20 protein-coding genes and 2 tRNA genes are annotated in these 14,570 nt (G+C 46.2%); 11 read left to right on the plus strand and 11 right to left on the minus strand.

Annotated features, from left to right (window positions below; genetic code table 11):
* Positions 1-15 precede the first annotated feature (15 nt).
* The 3 genes from ACU37H_RS01685 to ACU37H_RS01695 all read right to left on the minus strand — a co-directional run bounded on the left by ACU37H_RS01685 (position 16) and on the right by ACU37H_RS01695 (position 885).
* A complete protein-coding gene (locus tag ACU37H_RS01685) occupies positions 16-408 on the minus strand; it encodes a hypothetical protein (protein WP_472702629.1) in 393 nt (130 codons plus the stop codon).
* A gap of 58 nt (positions 409-466) precedes the next feature.
* Complete coding sequence (locus ACU37H_RS01690; RefSeq protein ID WP_472702630.1) at positions 467-646, minus strand: type II toxin-antitoxin system HicA family toxin; 180 nt, start codon at positions 644-646, stop codon at positions 467-469.
* 168 nt (positions 647-814) lie between these two features.
* Positions 815-885: transfer RNA gene (locus ACU37H_RS01695), tRNA-Cys, on the minus strand.
* Positions 886-990: 105 nt separating this feature from the next.
* Between ACU37H_RS01695 and ACU37H_RS01700 the strand changes: the two genes are divergently transcribed.
* The 3 genes from ACU37H_RS01700 (at position 991) to ACU37H_RS01710 (ending at position 3,383) form a co-directional block, all read left to right on the plus strand.
* Positions 991-1,860: a nucleoside phosphorylase gene (locus tag ACU37H_RS01700; RefSeq protein WP_472702631.1), complete on the plus strand. Its 870-nt coding sequence runs from the start codon at positions 991-993 to the stop codon at positions 1,858-1,860.
* A 243-nt stretch (positions 1,861-2,103) separates the two neighbouring features.
* Positions 2,104-2,877 (plus strand): diaminopimelate epimerase, encoded by a 774-nt coding sequence (gene dapF, locus ACU37H_RS01705; RefSeq protein WP_472702632.1) that lies wholly within the window; start codon positions 2,104-2,106, stop codon positions 2,875-2,877.
* A gap of 50 nt (positions 2,878-2,927) precedes the next feature.
* Positions 2,928-3,383: an NUDIX domain-containing protein gene (locus ACU37H_RS01710; protein WP_472702633.1), complete on the plus strand. Its 456-nt coding sequence runs from the start codon at positions 2,928-2,930 to the stop codon at positions 3,381-3,383.
* On the opposite strand, the gene ACU37H_RS01715 is transcribed toward ACU37H_RS01710, so the two are convergent.
* Together ACU37H_RS01715 and ACU37H_RS01720 are read right to left on the minus strand one after the other, a co-directional pair.
* Positions 3,380-4,468: an AI-2E family transporter gene (locus tag ACU37H_RS01715; protein WP_472702634.1), complete on the minus strand. Its 1,089-nt coding sequence runs from the start codon at positions 4,466-4,468 to the stop codon at positions 3,380-3,382. The two genes, ACU37H_RS01710 and ACU37H_RS01715, sit on opposite strands and share 4 nt — an antisense overlap.
* Before the next feature lie 167 nt (positions 4,469-4,635).
* Positions 4,636-5,427: an endonuclease/exonuclease/phosphatase family protein gene (locus ACU37H_RS01720; protein WP_472702635.1), complete on the minus strand. Its 792-nt coding sequence runs from the start codon at positions 5,425-5,427 to the stop codon at positions 4,636-4,638.
* Positions 5,428-5,536: 109 nt separating this feature from the next.
* Between ACU37H_RS01720 and ACU37H_RS01725 the strand changes: the two genes are divergently transcribed.
* On the plus strand, positions 5,537-6,301 hold the full coding sequence (locus tag ACU37H_RS01725) for a DeoR/GlpR family DNA-binding transcription regulator (RefSeq protein ID WP_472702636.1): 765 nt from the start codon (positions 5,537-5,539) through the stop codon (positions 6,299-6,301).
* A 21-nt stretch (positions 6,302-6,322) separates the two neighbouring features.
* Here the strand turns inward: ACU37H_RS01725 and ACU37H_RS01730 are convergent, their stop codons facing one another.
* Together ACU37H_RS01730 and ACU37H_RS01735 are read right to left on the minus strand one after the other, a co-directional pair.
* Entirely contained in the window at positions 6,323-7,234 is a 912-nt protein-coding gene (locus tag ACU37H_RS01730; RefSeq protein WP_472702637.1) for an AraC family transcriptional regulator, read from the minus strand.
* Positions 7,235-7,462: 228 nt separating this feature from the next.
* Positions 7,463-7,864 carry a response regulator gene (locus ACU37H_RS01735; protein WP_472702638.1) on the minus strand — a complete coding sequence of 134 codons (402 nt, stop codon included), beginning with the start codon at positions 7,862-7,864 and terminating at the stop codon, positions 7,463-7,465.
* 170 nt (positions 7,865-8,034) lie between these two features.
* Here ACU37H_RS01735 and ACU37H_RS01740 point away from each other — a divergent pair, with 170 nt between their 5' ends.
* From ACU37H_RS01740 to ACU37H_RS01770, 7 genes are all read left to right on the plus strand, one after another.
* Positions 8,035-8,643 carry an SCO family protein gene (locus ACU37H_RS01740; RefSeq protein WP_472702639.1) on the plus strand — a complete coding sequence of 203 codons (609 nt, stop codon included), beginning with the start codon at positions 8,035-8,037 and terminating at the stop codon, positions 8,641-8,643.
* Between the two features lie 18 nt (positions 8,644-8,661).
* Positions 8,662-9,036, plus strand: coding sequence for a hypothetical protein (locus ACU37H_RS01745; RefSeq protein ID WP_472702640.1), 375 nt, complete (start codon positions 8,662-8,664; stop codon positions 9,034-9,036).
* 277 nt (positions 9,037-9,313) lie between these two features.
* Positions 9,314-10,114 (plus strand): MbnP family protein, encoded by an 801-nt coding sequence (locus ACU37H_RS01750; protein ID WP_472702641.1) that lies wholly within the window; start codon positions 9,314-9,316, stop codon positions 10,112-10,114.
* Positions 10,115-10,119: 5 nt separating this feature from the next.
* The gene (locus ACU37H_RS01755; protein WP_472702642.1) at positions 10,120-11,148 is read left to right on the plus strand and encodes a cytochrome-c peroxidase; all 1,029 of its coding nucleotides are present in this window, start codon (positions 10,120-10,122) and stop codon (positions 11,146-11,148) included.
* A gap of 59 nt (positions 11,149-11,207) precedes the next feature.
* Positions 11,208-11,504, plus strand: a complete 297-nt coding sequence (locus ACU37H_RS01760; RefSeq protein ID WP_472702643.1) for a hypothetical protein — start codon at positions 11,208-11,210, stop codon at positions 11,502-11,504.
* A gap of 2 nt (positions 11,505-11,506) precedes the next feature.
* Positions 11,507-12,448, plus strand: a complete 942-nt coding sequence (locus ACU37H_RS01765; protein WP_472702644.1) for a transporter — start codon at positions 11,507-11,509, stop codon at positions 12,446-12,448.
* An 81-nt stretch (positions 12,449-12,529) separates the two neighbouring features.
* A tRNA-Met gene (locus tag ACU37H_RS01770) sits at positions 12,530-12,603 on the plus strand.
* Positions 12,604-12,875: 272 nt separating this feature from the next.
* Here ACU37H_RS01770 and ACU37H_RS01775 read toward each other — a convergent pair.
* The 4 genes from ACU37H_RS01775 to ACU37H_RS01790 all read right to left on the minus strand — a co-directional run bounded on the left by ACU37H_RS01775 (position 12,876) and on the right by ACU37H_RS01790 (position 14,566).
* Entirely contained in the window at positions 12,876-13,208 is a 333-nt protein-coding gene (locus ACU37H_RS01775) for a hypothetical protein (protein WP_472702645.1), read from the minus strand.
* A gap of 165 nt (positions 13,209-13,373) precedes the next feature.
* Positions 13,374-13,679, minus strand: coding sequence for a helix-turn-helix domain-containing protein (locus ACU37H_RS01780; RefSeq protein WP_472702646.1), 306 nt, complete (start codon positions 13,677-13,679; stop codon positions 13,374-13,376).
* Positions 13,680-13,739: 60 nt separating this feature from the next.
* The gene (locus ACU37H_RS01785; RefSeq protein WP_472702647.1) at positions 13,740-14,147 is read right to left on the minus strand and encodes a hypothetical protein; all 408 of its coding nucleotides are present in this window, start codon (positions 14,145-14,147) and stop codon (positions 13,740-13,742) included.
* Positions 14,148-14,185: 38 nt separating this feature from the next.
* Positions 14,186-14,566 (minus strand): hypothetical protein, encoded by a 381-nt coding sequence (locus ACU37H_RS01790; RefSeq protein WP_472702648.1) that lies wholly within the window; start codon positions 14,564-14,566, stop codon positions 14,186-14,188.
* Positions 14,567-14,570 lie beyond the last annotated feature (4 nt).

The raw sequence follows: 14,570 nt of genomic DNA on the forward strand, positions 1-14,570 counted from the left end.
CGAGCAGGCCCAACGCTACAACTCGACTGCGAGCAGTTCTGCGCCCAATTTATGAAGGGAGGTTTCGATTTTTTTTATCTGAGCCGGGCGTGGTTTGCGGTAACCGGTGGAATAGTGCTGTAACTGTCGCTGATTGATGCCGGTTAATCGTTCGAGAGCGGAATTGGAAAAGATACCTTTATAATAATTTAAGAGGCTCTCTACGTCATATTTATAAATGAGTTCGTAAGTGCCTTCAGCATACGGAAACTGGCCCAGTTCTTTCAGCGTATTAATGGAGGCATCTACATCCTTTTTACAGTCCTGCACGGTCGCTCCCCCACCCGTGATGGCTAATTTGTCGCTTTCCGCGTAAGCCCAAAAGAAGCCGTCGCTACTTCTTTCTATTATAATTTTAATTTTTTTCATTGTTCGCTTTTAAGACGCTACAGGTTGTCGGCAAGTGAAAATGATTTCGAAAGACCTATCAAAGATTCATCAGCTTGCGCAGCTTTAGCTCTAGTCCTTTACCCATCTCCTTACTGCCGTGATTGGGTACCGCAACTTGTACTTTCCCCTTGACATAAATCTCGTGACTCCCTTTTCCTGCCCTAAGATAGACCCACCCTTTGCGCTTGATTTCTCTAATAAACTCACTTGATTTCATAGGCAGGGAATAGAAAAGGTTTTGTAAAGATAGTATTTCTACTACTATTTTGATATGATGTGTTTTTTCACAGGTATAAGTTAGTCAAGCTGGTCAGGTTTTCCGAAAGTTATTTTGCATCTCCTGAAAACAAAAAAACCCGCAAAAAATGCGGGCTTCTGTTTCGGGAGGTCTCGAGCGGATTCGAACCGCTGTACGAGCTTTTGCAGAGCTCTGCCTAGCCACTCGGCCACGAGACCTTTTTTGTATTCCTGATCTGCCAGCCGGCAAACAAGAGACCTTTTTGAAGGCTTGCAAAAATAGGGTATTTTTGATAACTTTTTCACATTTAACGATCAAATTTTATGAACAGGATTGCAGAAAGTGAACTGATATTGAACCAACGCGGCGCCGTTTATCACCTGGACCTGCGTCCCGAGGAAATTGCAGGAACCGTAGTAACCGTGGGCGATCCTGACCGTGTGCGCGAGTTCAGCAAATACTTCGATGTGATAGAGGTGCAGCGGCAGCATCGGGAGTTTGTCACCCGCACCGGGATCATCGGCGGCAAAAGACTTACGGTGCTTTCTTCAGGGATCGGACCGGATAATATTGACATTGTGATCAACGAACTGGACGCCCTGGTGAATATCGATTTTGAAACGAGGACGATCAAGGAACAACTGAACTCCATTAACATCATTCGTGTGGGCACGTCGGGGTCTTTACAGGCAGACATCGACGTGGATGCATTTGTTGCTTCGACGCATGGACTGGGAATCGACAACCTGCTTCATTTTTATCTGCAGGAACAAAATGGCGAAGAGGCGCAACTGTTGCAATCTTTCATCACACATGCGCAACTAAAAGGTGAGCCTTATATCACAGGAGCAGCCCCTTCCCTGCTCAAACACTTTACACAAGGCTTCCACCAGGGCATTACAGTGACCTGTCCCGGCTTTTATGGCCCACAGGGACGGGTGCTACGGTTAGGCATCAGCAACCCCAACCTGATCGACCGGTTGACAGACTTCCGCTTTGGCCAGCATCGCATTACGAACTTTGAAATGGAAACTTCAGCAATCTACGGCCTGGGCAAACTACTGGGCCATCATTGCCTGGCTCTGAACGCCATCGTAGCAAACCGGGTGAACAAAACGTTCAGCAAGGATGGGAAAGCCGCCGTGGAAGGGCTGATCCGGAGGTTCCTGGAAATATATGTAGCGAACATTTAAAAGGCATCGCTGTTGTGAAGAGGGTCAGACCGGGACGTAAACATCAGATCATTATCGGAAGATACGGTAAGAATTATTGGTCAGACCGGGGGCGGTCAGACCATTGTAGGAAAGTGAGGACCTGGTCAGACCGGGACGGTCAGACCAAGTCGTGAAAGTCAGACCGCGATCAGAAATTTAAAAAACCAGTACGCAACGCTGTAAGGTTGCACTATATTCGCTTCAGACAAAGAACAATCAATTATGCGTTTTTATAAATACCAGGGAACAGGAAATGACTTTGTGATCGTTGATAACCGTGCGGTGAATCACAGCACTTTGTCGCAGGACAAGATCCATCGTATGTGCAACCGCCGATTCGGGATCGGTGCAGATGGGTTTATGTTGTTGAACAATAAGCCGGGATATGATTTTGAGATGGTTTATTTTAACGCGGACGGCCGGGAAGGCAGTATGTGTGGCAACGGAGGGCGGTGTATCGTTCGCTTTGCTCATGATATCGGTATTGACAGAAGCCACTTTAAATTTCTGGCGGTAGACGGTGAGCATGTGGCTAATATTGAGAATGGACTGGTGTCTTTAAAAATGAGCGATGTGGATCGTGTCGATCACCAGGGCACACATGCGTTGCTCAATACCGGTTCACCACATTATGTAAAGCAAGTGGAAGGACTTTCAGACCTGAATGTCTTTGAGGAGGGACGTAAGATCCGTTATAGCGACACTTTTCAACAAGAAGGCATCAATGTCAATTTTGTGGAAGTGGTGAATGAAAACCAGCTTAAGGTGCGCACTTACGAACGAGGCGTGGAAGACGAAACATTCTCCTGTGGTACAGGCGTGACGGCTGCTGCACTGGTTTTTTATCAACAGGAAACCGGACCCAACTCGATCGATATCGAAGTGCTGGGCGGAAAGCTGAACGTTAGCTATAACCGCAATGCAGATGGATCTTATAATGATATCTGGCTCAAAGGCCCGGCAGAAAAAGTCTATGAAGGCATTTTATCTTTTTAACAGCCGGCCCTTCCCTTTTTGCGTTTAATTTTCTTTAGCTTACATACTTCATGGAAACAGCAATCACTTCGATCAACCTGCGCGTGTATGGCGTGTTGATGAACGATCAAAAGCAGGTACTCGTCAGCGACGAACGTATTTACTACAATAACCTGGAGGTGACCAAGTTCCCCGGAGGCGGTCTTGAATTAGGGGAAGGCACTATTGACTGCGTCATCAGGGAATGCAAGGAAGAGATCGGCATTGACGTAGAAGTGGTAGATCACCTCTACACAACGGATTTTTTCCAGCAATCCGCTTTTAACCCCGAACACCAGATCGTGTCTGTGTATTACCTGATCAGGCCACTGGAAGCCCTGGCGGCATCCGTCAACAATGGCACAGCAGTATACCCCGCCGAAGTTGCCGAAATTTTCAGACTGGTAGATTGGGACTATTTCAATGAAGATGTGATGACGCTGCCCATCGATAAGGTAGTAGCGCGCATCCTGAAACAGCGGTATTAACCTTTTTTGTCACCGTCATCCATCAGCTTTTGCGCCAACGGTTCAGGCTTTAATTCGCTCTCTTCTTCGGGATGATCATGCACAAATTCGTTCATGTAGATATCATAAAGCACGATCAGGTAGCTCAATAATAACGGGCCGAAAACAAGTCCCACAAACCCAAACAAACTCAATCCTAATAATACCCCCATGATCGTAATAACCGGGTGGGTATCTCCAATCCTTTTTAATAGTGTGATACGGGCTACGTAATCAACGTTACCTGTGATGACGATATGATATAATAAAAGCAGTGTAGCATTTAATGTATCGCCGGTGGCAAACATATAAATAGTCACAGGCACCCAGACGATCATCGTTCCGACTACCGGGAAGAACGCACAGACCCCCGTCAGGAAGCCATATAATCCCCAGTCTTCCACTCCGAAAATCGCATACCCTACCGTCGCCACTACCCCTTGAATAATAGAGATCAGTGGTATACCCAGCGCATTGGCGATAACCACTTTCTTGGTCTCGTCCGACAGCATTTTTACATTGCGGCGCTTTAACGGAACGGCTTTGCTCAGATATTTTTCGATCTCGGAACCATTGTACAGCATGAAGTACAGAATAAACAGCATGATGGCCAGGTTGGATACGAGGTTCAAAGTGCTGTTCAATATTTTCGGCACAAAAGCAGTGATCTTGTTGACAGCGTTAGACAACGTATTTTCAGAAATCAGGTTGAAACCGACCTTATTCTGAATCACATTAATCGTTTGCTTTGCCGAATTTAATATTTTAGTAGGATCTTCTAATACCGTATTGATCTTCGGACTGATCAGCGTGACTGCCAGCGTGATAGGAATGCCAACCACAATCAGGTAAAAGACAATAAAGCCCATCGCTGTCCAGCCCTTCTTCCATTTTTTGTTGTACACAAAGTTGAAATACTTTTTCCGGCTGACAATGTATAACGTGAAGGCACCAAGGAGACCAGGAATAAAGGTTACCAGCTCTGTGATTACGGTTACGATGAGGAGCAGGATGATTGCGAGGATCAAGATCTGCTTGATGCGCTCGTTAAATAGTTTTTGAGACATAGACTAAGTAGGATCGGCTTTTATATTATAAAGATATATGTTTAATACTTAATAAAAATCATACCAATCGTAAATATCAAACGGATAAGTGTGCATCAGAAGGTGAGATAAACCTGTAGGTGGATCTCTGATTGATTATCCGGGGCGTCGTCTAAAGTCCTGGCGTATTAAGGGATAGATACTTCCGCGATCACAGGCAGATGGTCCGAAGCATAAGTTTCGTTCACCACTCGGTGATTTTTGATGGTAAACGCGGAAGCCGGTTTGACTGCTATAAAGTCAATCGCCTTTTTAGGATTCAAAACTGGGATCGTTGGCGCGCAACCGGTGCAGGTTCTTTTAAAGTGCTGATCGAGCAGGCCAATTACCTCGCTGTTTTCTTCTGCGTTGAAATCGCCGGCGATCAACAGGGGCAGTGCTGCTTTCTCTGTGATGCGGTTGATCTCCCGGATCTGCAACAACCGGTTTACTGAAGCACGTCCCGCATCGAGGTGGGTGCTGCCCACCATCACTTCTTCTCCTCCGGGCAGCGTTAGGATAGCAGTCGCTAACACGCGCGGCTCGCCTTTAACCGTAGAATCCATGGGGAGCTTATAGGTCTTCATTTCTTTCAGAGGATAGCGCGACAGGATAGCGACGCCGTAATCTCCGCCATCGTGATCGATCGCTTTGGCAAAATAGAACGAGGTAAGGCCCGTTTTAAGCGCCAGCTCCGCTGCCTGGTTGATCTTGCCGCTGCGGCCGGTGTTTACATCCACTTCCTGCAATGCCACTACGTCCGGGCGTTCCTTCTTGATCGCTTTCGCTATGGCGTCTACATCGATGAGATCGGGTTTGGACGGCGGGTTGCAATGGTGAATATTATAACTCATCATTCTCAACGTTTGCTGTGCCCGTGCATGGTTGGCAGAAGCGCCCAAAAAAGCGGCTGCTAAAAGGATGTAAAAAGAAAGCTTCATGATCAAACGGTTTAGACCTATTAAATGTATGCGTGAATTTTTAAAACACAACAAAAGTATTGGCATTTGTCTATTTTTGATCATTATCATTTTGTATTGTTGAGCACTTATGAGCAATTTAATAGAACGTCACCAGCATATTATCGAACTGATCAAGAAAGAAGGCAGCATTAAGGTTACAGATCTTTGCCAGGACCTGAACGTGTCGTCGGTTACTATCCGGAAAGATCTTCAATTCCTGGAAGATAAAAAGATGCTGTTTCGCACGCATGGTGGCGCTACGCTTACGAATCCTTACATAGCCGACCGGCATGTGGACGAAAAAGTAACGCTGCAGGCCGGTGAAAAACAGCGGATAGGCGAATATGCCGCCCGGCTGGTGGAGCCTAATGACTGCATCCTGATTGCTTCCGGCACTACTGTACAATTTTTCGCGCGCAATATTTTTGCGAAGGAGGGATTAACGGTGGTGACTTCTGCGCTGAATGTGGCACTGGAACTGATCCATCACGAGGGAGTGGAAGTGATCCAATTGGGCGGGCTGATGCGCAAGACCTCGGCTTCTGTGACAGGCATGTATGCAGAAACGGTATTACAGGATTTCTCCTGCAGCAAACTGTTTCTCGGCGTTGACGGCATCGATCTCGATTTCGGGCTCACGACTTCGAATATGATGGAAGCTTTGCTCAACAAGAAAATGATCGGAGCTTCCCAAAAAACGATTGTACTTGCCGATTCCAGCAAGTTTGGCAAACGCGGGTTCGGCAAGATCTGCGAACTTGACGATATTGAGCAGATCATTACCGATAGCAACATATCTGAACGAACCGTGGCAGCCCTGGAATCGATGGGCGTGGAAGTCACGATCGTGTAGTGCTCAGCGCTGAATGCCGTATCAGTCTTTATTGACCGACCGGTATTTCACCGGAGGCATTCCGGTCACCTGCTTGAATCTTTTTGAAAAATAATAAGGATCATCAAAGCCCAGGGTGAGCGCGATCTCCTTGATCGATTTATCGGTAAAGTCTAGTTGCTGGCAGGCCTGCTGGATCTTCATCTGCATGAAATAATCCATCGGCGCATAACCGGTCTTTTGCTTGAACAGGTTGGAAAACCTGGATACCGAATAGTTAGAATAATTGCTGATGTCCTTCAGTGTCAACATTTCGGTGACATGTTCCTGCATATACAATATAGCATTATCAACACAGTCATTTTTGACACTTTGCGAAGAAGGATGATGCCGGGAGTTGTAAATAAATAACGACAAAAACTGGGACAGGCAAAGACTGGCAAACCAGAGGTTGTCGAGACTATACCCTAACTCCAGCGTCTCGTACATCTTGCCAAACAGCGAGGCCGCTTCACCATTGTCTTTGATATGTCGCGGCTTAAAATGTTCTTTCACAGTATGCAGGCTGTTCATATCAGGCAAGCAGTTGCCTCCGAAATGCACCCAATAAATACTCCAGGGATCGTGTGCCGAGCTGGCATAAGCATGTTCTACATTTTGAGGCAATACAAAAAATTCATTGGGACCTACCTCGTACTTTTCACCGTTGAGCTCGTACCAGCCGTATCCATCGACACAATAGAAAAGAAAATTTTCATTCAGCCCGTGACGGCGGCGGGTAAGGTGATTTTTGGCCTTCGGATAAAAACCTAAGCTGGCAATATAGAGATTATTTAAAAGCGGGTTGGTAAGCACCACAGATTTCAACACGGGCCGGGGAATCTCAATACGCTGGCGCCCGACACCATACCATATATTTTTATGAGAACCTTGTTTGATTTCGTCCATGTTCATTCCGGCAATAAAGATGCAACAATAGTTTTCCTGACCGTATGCGGTCTAAATTAACGCATTTTGCACAACGATCATTATGCGCGCCTGACATTTTCTGAGGTGAGGCCATAACAACCGGGCACAAGCGCCTGTTTCGCTAACAGATCGTGCTGCGTATCACAAGCATCCGCCCAATAAATGTTGAATATCTGTTTATTCAGCCATGTGGAACCCACTCAGAAAAGGCAGCTACAACTTTTCAGTGGCAGCCGACTGCCGCTTCTTTTCAAGTGCGGTCTGAATGGTTTGGACCAGGTCGTCCAGGTCGAAGGGCTTCGCGAGAAAATATTCAGCGCCGGCATTATTAGCCAGTCTTGAAATCTCGCTGTTGGCTGAAAAATAGATAACCGGGATATTGCGCAGAGCCGCTTCCTGTTTTAGTTCCCGGGTCGCTACGATACCACCGTTGGGGGGGATCCAGTTGTCCATAAAAATGACATCCGGTGCACTCTCTTTCACTTTGGCAACTACGTCCTTGCAATTAGAGAAGGTGTTCACGCGCCAGCCGTGATCCTCCAACACATACTTACAGATGGATAAAATATCCTCATCATCATCAAAAATGGCCACACCTGCAATTTGCTCGCTCATAGTAATTTAAAACAGTAAAGTTAACAATTAAAAGTGATGAATGCCATTATGGAACAACCTTTGCGAACTGGGCGGTTAAGGGCATTGCAAAAAAACAAAGTTATAGTTAATTGCTATGCGTAGAACGGGCAAACCGATTTACTTTTGCTTTTTTCCGAAAATTACAGCTGATGAAGATTCCCGGTTTATTTGCGATGATCTGCCTTTTTCTTTCCTGCAACCAGGAAGCCAGGGTTCTGCCGATCCTGGGCGAACCGATGGTTGAGGGCGGAGACACTACCTATCCCAGGATACCTGATTTTTCCCTGATCGACCAGGATAGCAACGTCATCACCCAGCAAGATCTGAACGGCAAGATATACGTAGCAGATTTTATCTTCCTCTCCTGCCCCACTATCTGCCCGCGAATGACGGGCGAGATGAAAAATGTCTATACCACCTACAAAGAGGACCCGCGGGTACAACTCATCAGCCACACCATCGATCCCGAACGCGACACAGTCGGCCGCCTGAAAGCGTATGCCACATCTTTAGATGTTGATGCTTCCAAATGGCATTTCCTGACCGGTAATCAGGATAGCATCATCCACCTGGCTGAAAAAGCTTATTTCGCAACCGCTTACCCGGACAGCACTTCTCCCGGCGGATTCGCGCACAGCGCGGCTTTACTGCTGATCGATCCGAACAAACATATCCGCGGCGTTTATAACAGTACCGATCCAAAGGAAACGCAACGCCTCATAAATGATATACAATTATTGTTGAAAGAAATATTTTAATCCTACTTTTGCCCCGCCTTGAAAAAGTTTCTATCCATATTATTGATCATCACCTTCGTTTTACAGAGCGGTAGTCAACTTTGGATACTGGCATCTTTTTACATCAACCGGGACTACCTCGCGGCCAACGTCTGTATCAACCGGTTTGATCAGATTCCTGTCTGTAAAGCATCCTGCGTACTGGAAGCTCAACTGAAAGCCGACAACGAACAACAGGAAAAATTACCCGACCTGAAAGTAAAAGAGATCACCTTATTCGCACCCCAATTTTTAGAATCAGCACTTCATCCGATTACTTCGCAGGTGCAATCATCTTATCCTATTGAAACCGGGAATTTTATCCCTCAAGGTTTTCTAACCCAGATCTTCCACCCTCCCTGCCTTCTTTCCTGATATTATTTTCCATAAACGGATCCGCCTGCGAACCTGTTTACGAACTTTCGTTTACAAACCTGAAAACGACGGTATCGTACAAGTTAAAGTCCGCACGGGCAGAGCGTTGTCGCTGGTCACCGTCGTATTAAAGTAAAATGCCCCAACAGATGGGCTCGAAGCGCATCGTGCCAACGAAAGGATCCCGTATGGCAGCATGGATTAGTCAGCACTACAGCGACCGATCCCTCATCCCCATTGCCTTTTATTATTTTCTACACACATCTAAACAATAAAAATGAAACACAATATATTATTTCTGACCGCACTCGTACTGTTACTACAAGCTTGTAAGAAAGACACTATCGAACCGGGCTTTGATGAAAAGAACCTGGCTTCTTTATCTGTAGAGTTTGATAATGTAGCGGGAGGACAAAACCTTGTACTGAATACCGGCAATTATAAAAACGCAGCCGGGGAAAACTATACCATTGAAACGCTTAACTATTATATCAGTAATATCAAAGTAGCTAAGGGCGACGGCACGACTTATGTGGTACCCCAGGACAGTAGCTATTTCCTGATCGATGAAGCCGCCCCTGCATCCAGGTTTGCAAAAGTAAATGTACCAGAAGGCGATTATACGCAACTCACCTTTACCCTGGGTGTTGACAGTCTCAGAAGCACTATGGACGTGAGCGAGCGCACGGGCGTTCTTGATCCTGCAGCTGGAATGTATTGGGGCTGGAACAGTGGCTATATTCATTTTAAAATGGAGGGCAGCAGTCCCCAGGCCCCGGAGGATCCCACGGGTGCGCATAAATACCGTTGCCACATCGGTGGATTCGGAGGTTATTCTAAAGCTACGCTTAACAACACGAGAACCGTCACGCTCGATCTCCGCGCCCGCGGTATTGCACAGGTGCGAAGGAGCCGTAATGCCAATATTCATTTGTTTGTAGATATCGCCAAAGTGTTTAGCGGCGCAACGAATATTAGCATTGCAGCGAATCCGTCCATCATGAACGCCAACGAAGTGAGCGCCAATATCGCCAACAACTACGCCACCATGTTCACGCATGATCATACTGAAAACTAATCACTATGTATCGCAAGCAAAGTATCGTCATGCTGACGATCCTGTTGATCGTCAGTGCATGTAGCAAATACGATGATGTGGTCGAACAATTATTCCCGGGATTTAAAAGGCCGGCTCATTTTCCCGAGCCGGCCTATAACCTGGCTGAGAACCCTGTCACGAAAGAAGGGTTTGAGCTGGGCCGGAAATTGTTTTACGATCCGCTGTTGTCCCGGAATAATACCATCAGCTGCGGCAGCTGCCATATACAGTCTTCTGCTTTTACACAGCATGGACACGACGTGAGTCACGGGATTGACGACCGGCTAACGCGCCGCAACAGCCAACCGATCATGAACCTGGCATGGAGCACCAGCTTCATGTGGGATGGCGGTGTGTTTGACATGGACCTGCAGCCGGTGGTACCGATCACGGCTCACGAAGAAATGGATGAAACACTGGTTAATGTGGTCGCCAAGCTGCAGTCGGATGCGGGTTACCCCTCCCTGTTTAAAAAGGCCTTTGGCAGCGAGCAGATCAGCAGTGCTGTTTTCCTCAAAGCGCTGTCGCAATTCATGCTGATGTGTGTAAGCGCAGGAAGCAAATACGACAGCGTGATGCAACATAGCGCGGGCGTTAACTTCACCGCTCAAGAAGCCGCAGGCCGGCAGCTCGTCCAACAGAAATGCGGCAGCTGCCACTCCGAGCCATTGTTCACCAACAACGGGTTCCGAAACAACGGGATCGGCATTGGCCCCAATAATGATCAGGGACATTATGAGGTAACATTGGATCAAACTGATCTTTATACGTTTAAAGTGCCCAGCCTGCGCAATCTCCGGTACACGGCACCTTATATGCACGACGGAAGATTCTACACGCTTGAAGCGGTACTGGAACATTATAGCAACAACGTACAGGATTATCCCAATGTAGACCCTATTCTAAAAAACAATATTCCGCTTACAGCCGTGGAGAAGCAACAGATCCTGGCTTTTCTTAACACGCTTAACGACCGCAATTTCATATCTGATCCCTTATTGGCAGAACAGTAGCGCATTCAAACGGAACAAGCGGTTCGAACGACATTAGCGAATACAAATAAACAGTATACATGAAATTTTTATTGCTCATATTCATTACAGGTCTCCTGTTATGCTCCTGTAAACAGCAGCAAAATCACGAAGAGCACGATCATGATGGACACATGAAACCAGCCCTGCCAAAAAAAGATTCAGTCAGCAATCACCGGCAGGCACTTTCCCGGCTGGCTTTGGCTTCAGACAAGGATACCGTCTGCGGCATGTCCTTGTCAGGTGGTGTTGCTGACACTGCCGTCATCGACGGTCGCATTTACGGGTTTTGCTCGGCGGGGTGTAAACAGGAATTTATCCAAACCTTAAAAAGATAACTATGAAATATTTTAAAACTACTTTCCTTTTGCTGGTCATTGCTGTATCACCACTGATGACCAAAGCCTGTGACATATGCGGCTGCGGTGGTGGCAACAGCTATATCGGCATCTTGCCTGACTTTCATAAACATATTGTCGGGATCCGGTACCGCTACAACGCGATGCTCTCTCATGTCGGAGTTGGTGGTGCGATTTCGTACCTGACCACCCGCGAGCGCTATCATGTGACAGAAGCCTGGGGCGGATGGAATATTACAGATAAGGTGCGGATCATGGCATCAGTCCCTTATAGTTTTAACGAAAAAGTGAACCAGGGCGAAAAGAAAAGCAAAGACGGCATCGGCGACATATCGGTGGCCGGTTTTTATCAACTTCTGAACAGCAGGAATACCATCACCTCAGGGAACGATCGTTCCAGATTGCTTATCCAAAGTCTGTGGCTGGGCGGCGGCGTGAAGCTGGCGACGGGGCAATACAACCCATCTGATAAAAGCAGTACGGGTCAATCGACAAACCTGTTTCAATTAGGAACCGGCAGCTACGACTTTAACCTGAATGCGATGTATGATATCCGGCTCCAGGATGCGGGCATCAATATCAACTCAAATTACAAGATCAACACGGCCAATCGATATGAGTACCGCTACGGAAATAAGCTCAGCATCAACTCCCAGGCTTATTATAAGTTTCGCACGAAAAGCAATATCATGATAGCGCCCAACGCCGGGGTGCAATATGAAACCTCCGGAACCGACACCGATGAAGACATTAACGTAACGGTATCCGGCGGCAGATTGTTATCGGGGACGATCGGGTTGGAGACGGGTATCGGAAAATTTGCAGTGGGCGCCAATTTCCAGACGCCACTGTCGCAGCGCCTGGCGAACGGCATTGTAAAGGCGGAGGATCGCTTTATGGTTCATGTGGCCATTGCCCTGTAAAGCCGTCCATTTTTTGACATAAAAAAATTATGCAAACAGGTTTCATAATTAGAAAGAATATCTCTATTTTTGCCGCCCATTGGCGGGGTAGCTCAGGTGGTTAGAGCGCAGGATTCATAACCCTGAGGTCATGGGTTCAACTCCCATCTCCGCTACTGTTGGGAGAAAGTCCCAAATTCATTGAGGGCTGTTCAACTTTGAGCAGTCCTTTTCTTTTAATATCAATACATTATGGCTAAACGCAGGATGTAGTTTTGTGGTTCGCCCAATTTTGCCGTCGAAAGATAGGGAGCGGGAGAACCAGCTATTAACCGCAATCTGTTGACGGGCCAAATCCCAACTTAAAAAGGTTCGTTAAATAAGGTAAGAGATCCTTTTTTATCTTTTCATATCGCTCAGCACCGGTATTGAGATCTGCAAGCTGAGTTTATAGTCGGCTCTCATCCGACTTTAATCGGCCCATCACCTTAGCAAAAGTTTGGGTACTTACCGGTGTCAATAATTGCTGCTCCTCAGCTCTTAATATTTTCTCTTTGGTTTTCTGCAACTGCAGCTTGACACGCATCAGGTCTACAGTATCAAAAAAGCTCAAATTATTACGATGAATAATCTGGGCTTTTTTGTTGCTGCCCCTTTGCGTTGCCAATTCATTTTTATTTTTATAGTGCTCATCTTTCACACTTTCAAACATCACTCCGACAGCCTCTGTCTTTCGACCGTCTCCGTAACAAATACTATTCTTCGCAAAGAAAATAATCACGTATCACATCAGACCCGCCTACGCTCGATACCCTTTCGGAATCACCACCGCACATAAAAAAAGCTTCACATTTCTGTGAAGCTTTTGCGGACTGGACGGGTCGCGTCCGGACCCACGTAAGTAATTATAAATCAATATTAAGTTAAAGAACTGTGGGGCAAAATCTTAATCTTCCCCTATTTTTAGCTTATTGAGCTTGTCCACTAATGACTCATATTTTGCCAACACTGAGCGAAGCTTCTTGTTATCCGGGGCAAACATTGCCTCCTTTGGGTCGTCGCCCAGGATGTAATAAGGATTAACGCCCATTTTGAAAACAAGAGCCGCAATAAAGCCCTGTGTCAGCTCCTTATTCCGACCGACCTCAATGGCTTGAACTGCCTGGTACGACATGCCCAGCAATGCGGCCATGTCTTTTTGCGTCAGGCCTTTGGCTTTCCTAATTAATAATATTTTTTCAGCTATTGTCATTAAGATTAGTATTTGCATGCGCTCAGGGATTCAAGATCATCCCATCAGCACCGGTCCCTTTCACTTCAAAAAGTCAACTAAAACTATCTTGTCGGTAGAGTCCAGGTAAATCCATGCTGCCCGTCTGATCCCTTCCGATGCGTACTCATGATACACTGAATAGTATCTATTCAGTACCGAATCGGGATTAGGCATGACGGTTTGGAATGTCACTTCCTCACCCCAAGCGGGTGCTGGGCTTATGTGGTCATAAATTTCCCTAAGTGTGAACGAATCTTCAATAGTCAATAACTCCTTTTCTGTTGTTTGCACCGGCTCATAAGACTCAAGTGAAATTTTACCAATATTAAAAAGGTGCGTTTTGATATTCTCTTGTAAGGAGCTCTTCGCTGGAACCTTTTCATCACCGCCCGAGCAGGATGTGAAAATAACCAGTACTAAAACAGTTAAGTATGTGATATTTTTCATTTGGGCATCATTGTTTTACCAAGTATTTTTATTTGAATTTATGCCGATTCTGCTTCTCCACGCCCTTTAGACCCGGAATGACTCGCCATGTGCTTACTATCCGAAGCCAGAGCTCTTTTTAAGCTTTCGTTTTGCGCTTCCAAGTACTTAACCCTGTCCGTAAGATATTCTAGGGTCGAAACTGGAATAATGTCCGAGTGAGATTCTTTTGAATCCTCCAACACAGTGGTTGCATTTTGCAACCTTGCTTCTTTGTATAATTCGATTCCTTTTAGAAGTTTCAAACTGCCGCCTTTAGACAGGTTCTGAGTAATGGATTTTTCAGAATAACCCAATGCATCCTCAATCATGGCCCGGGAATGTCCATGATCCTTTAGAAATTTTAAAATAGATTCTATCTTATTTTTTAAATCGGTCAATTGA

The organism is Niabella sp. ZPM-14 (genome assembly GCF_055693045.2).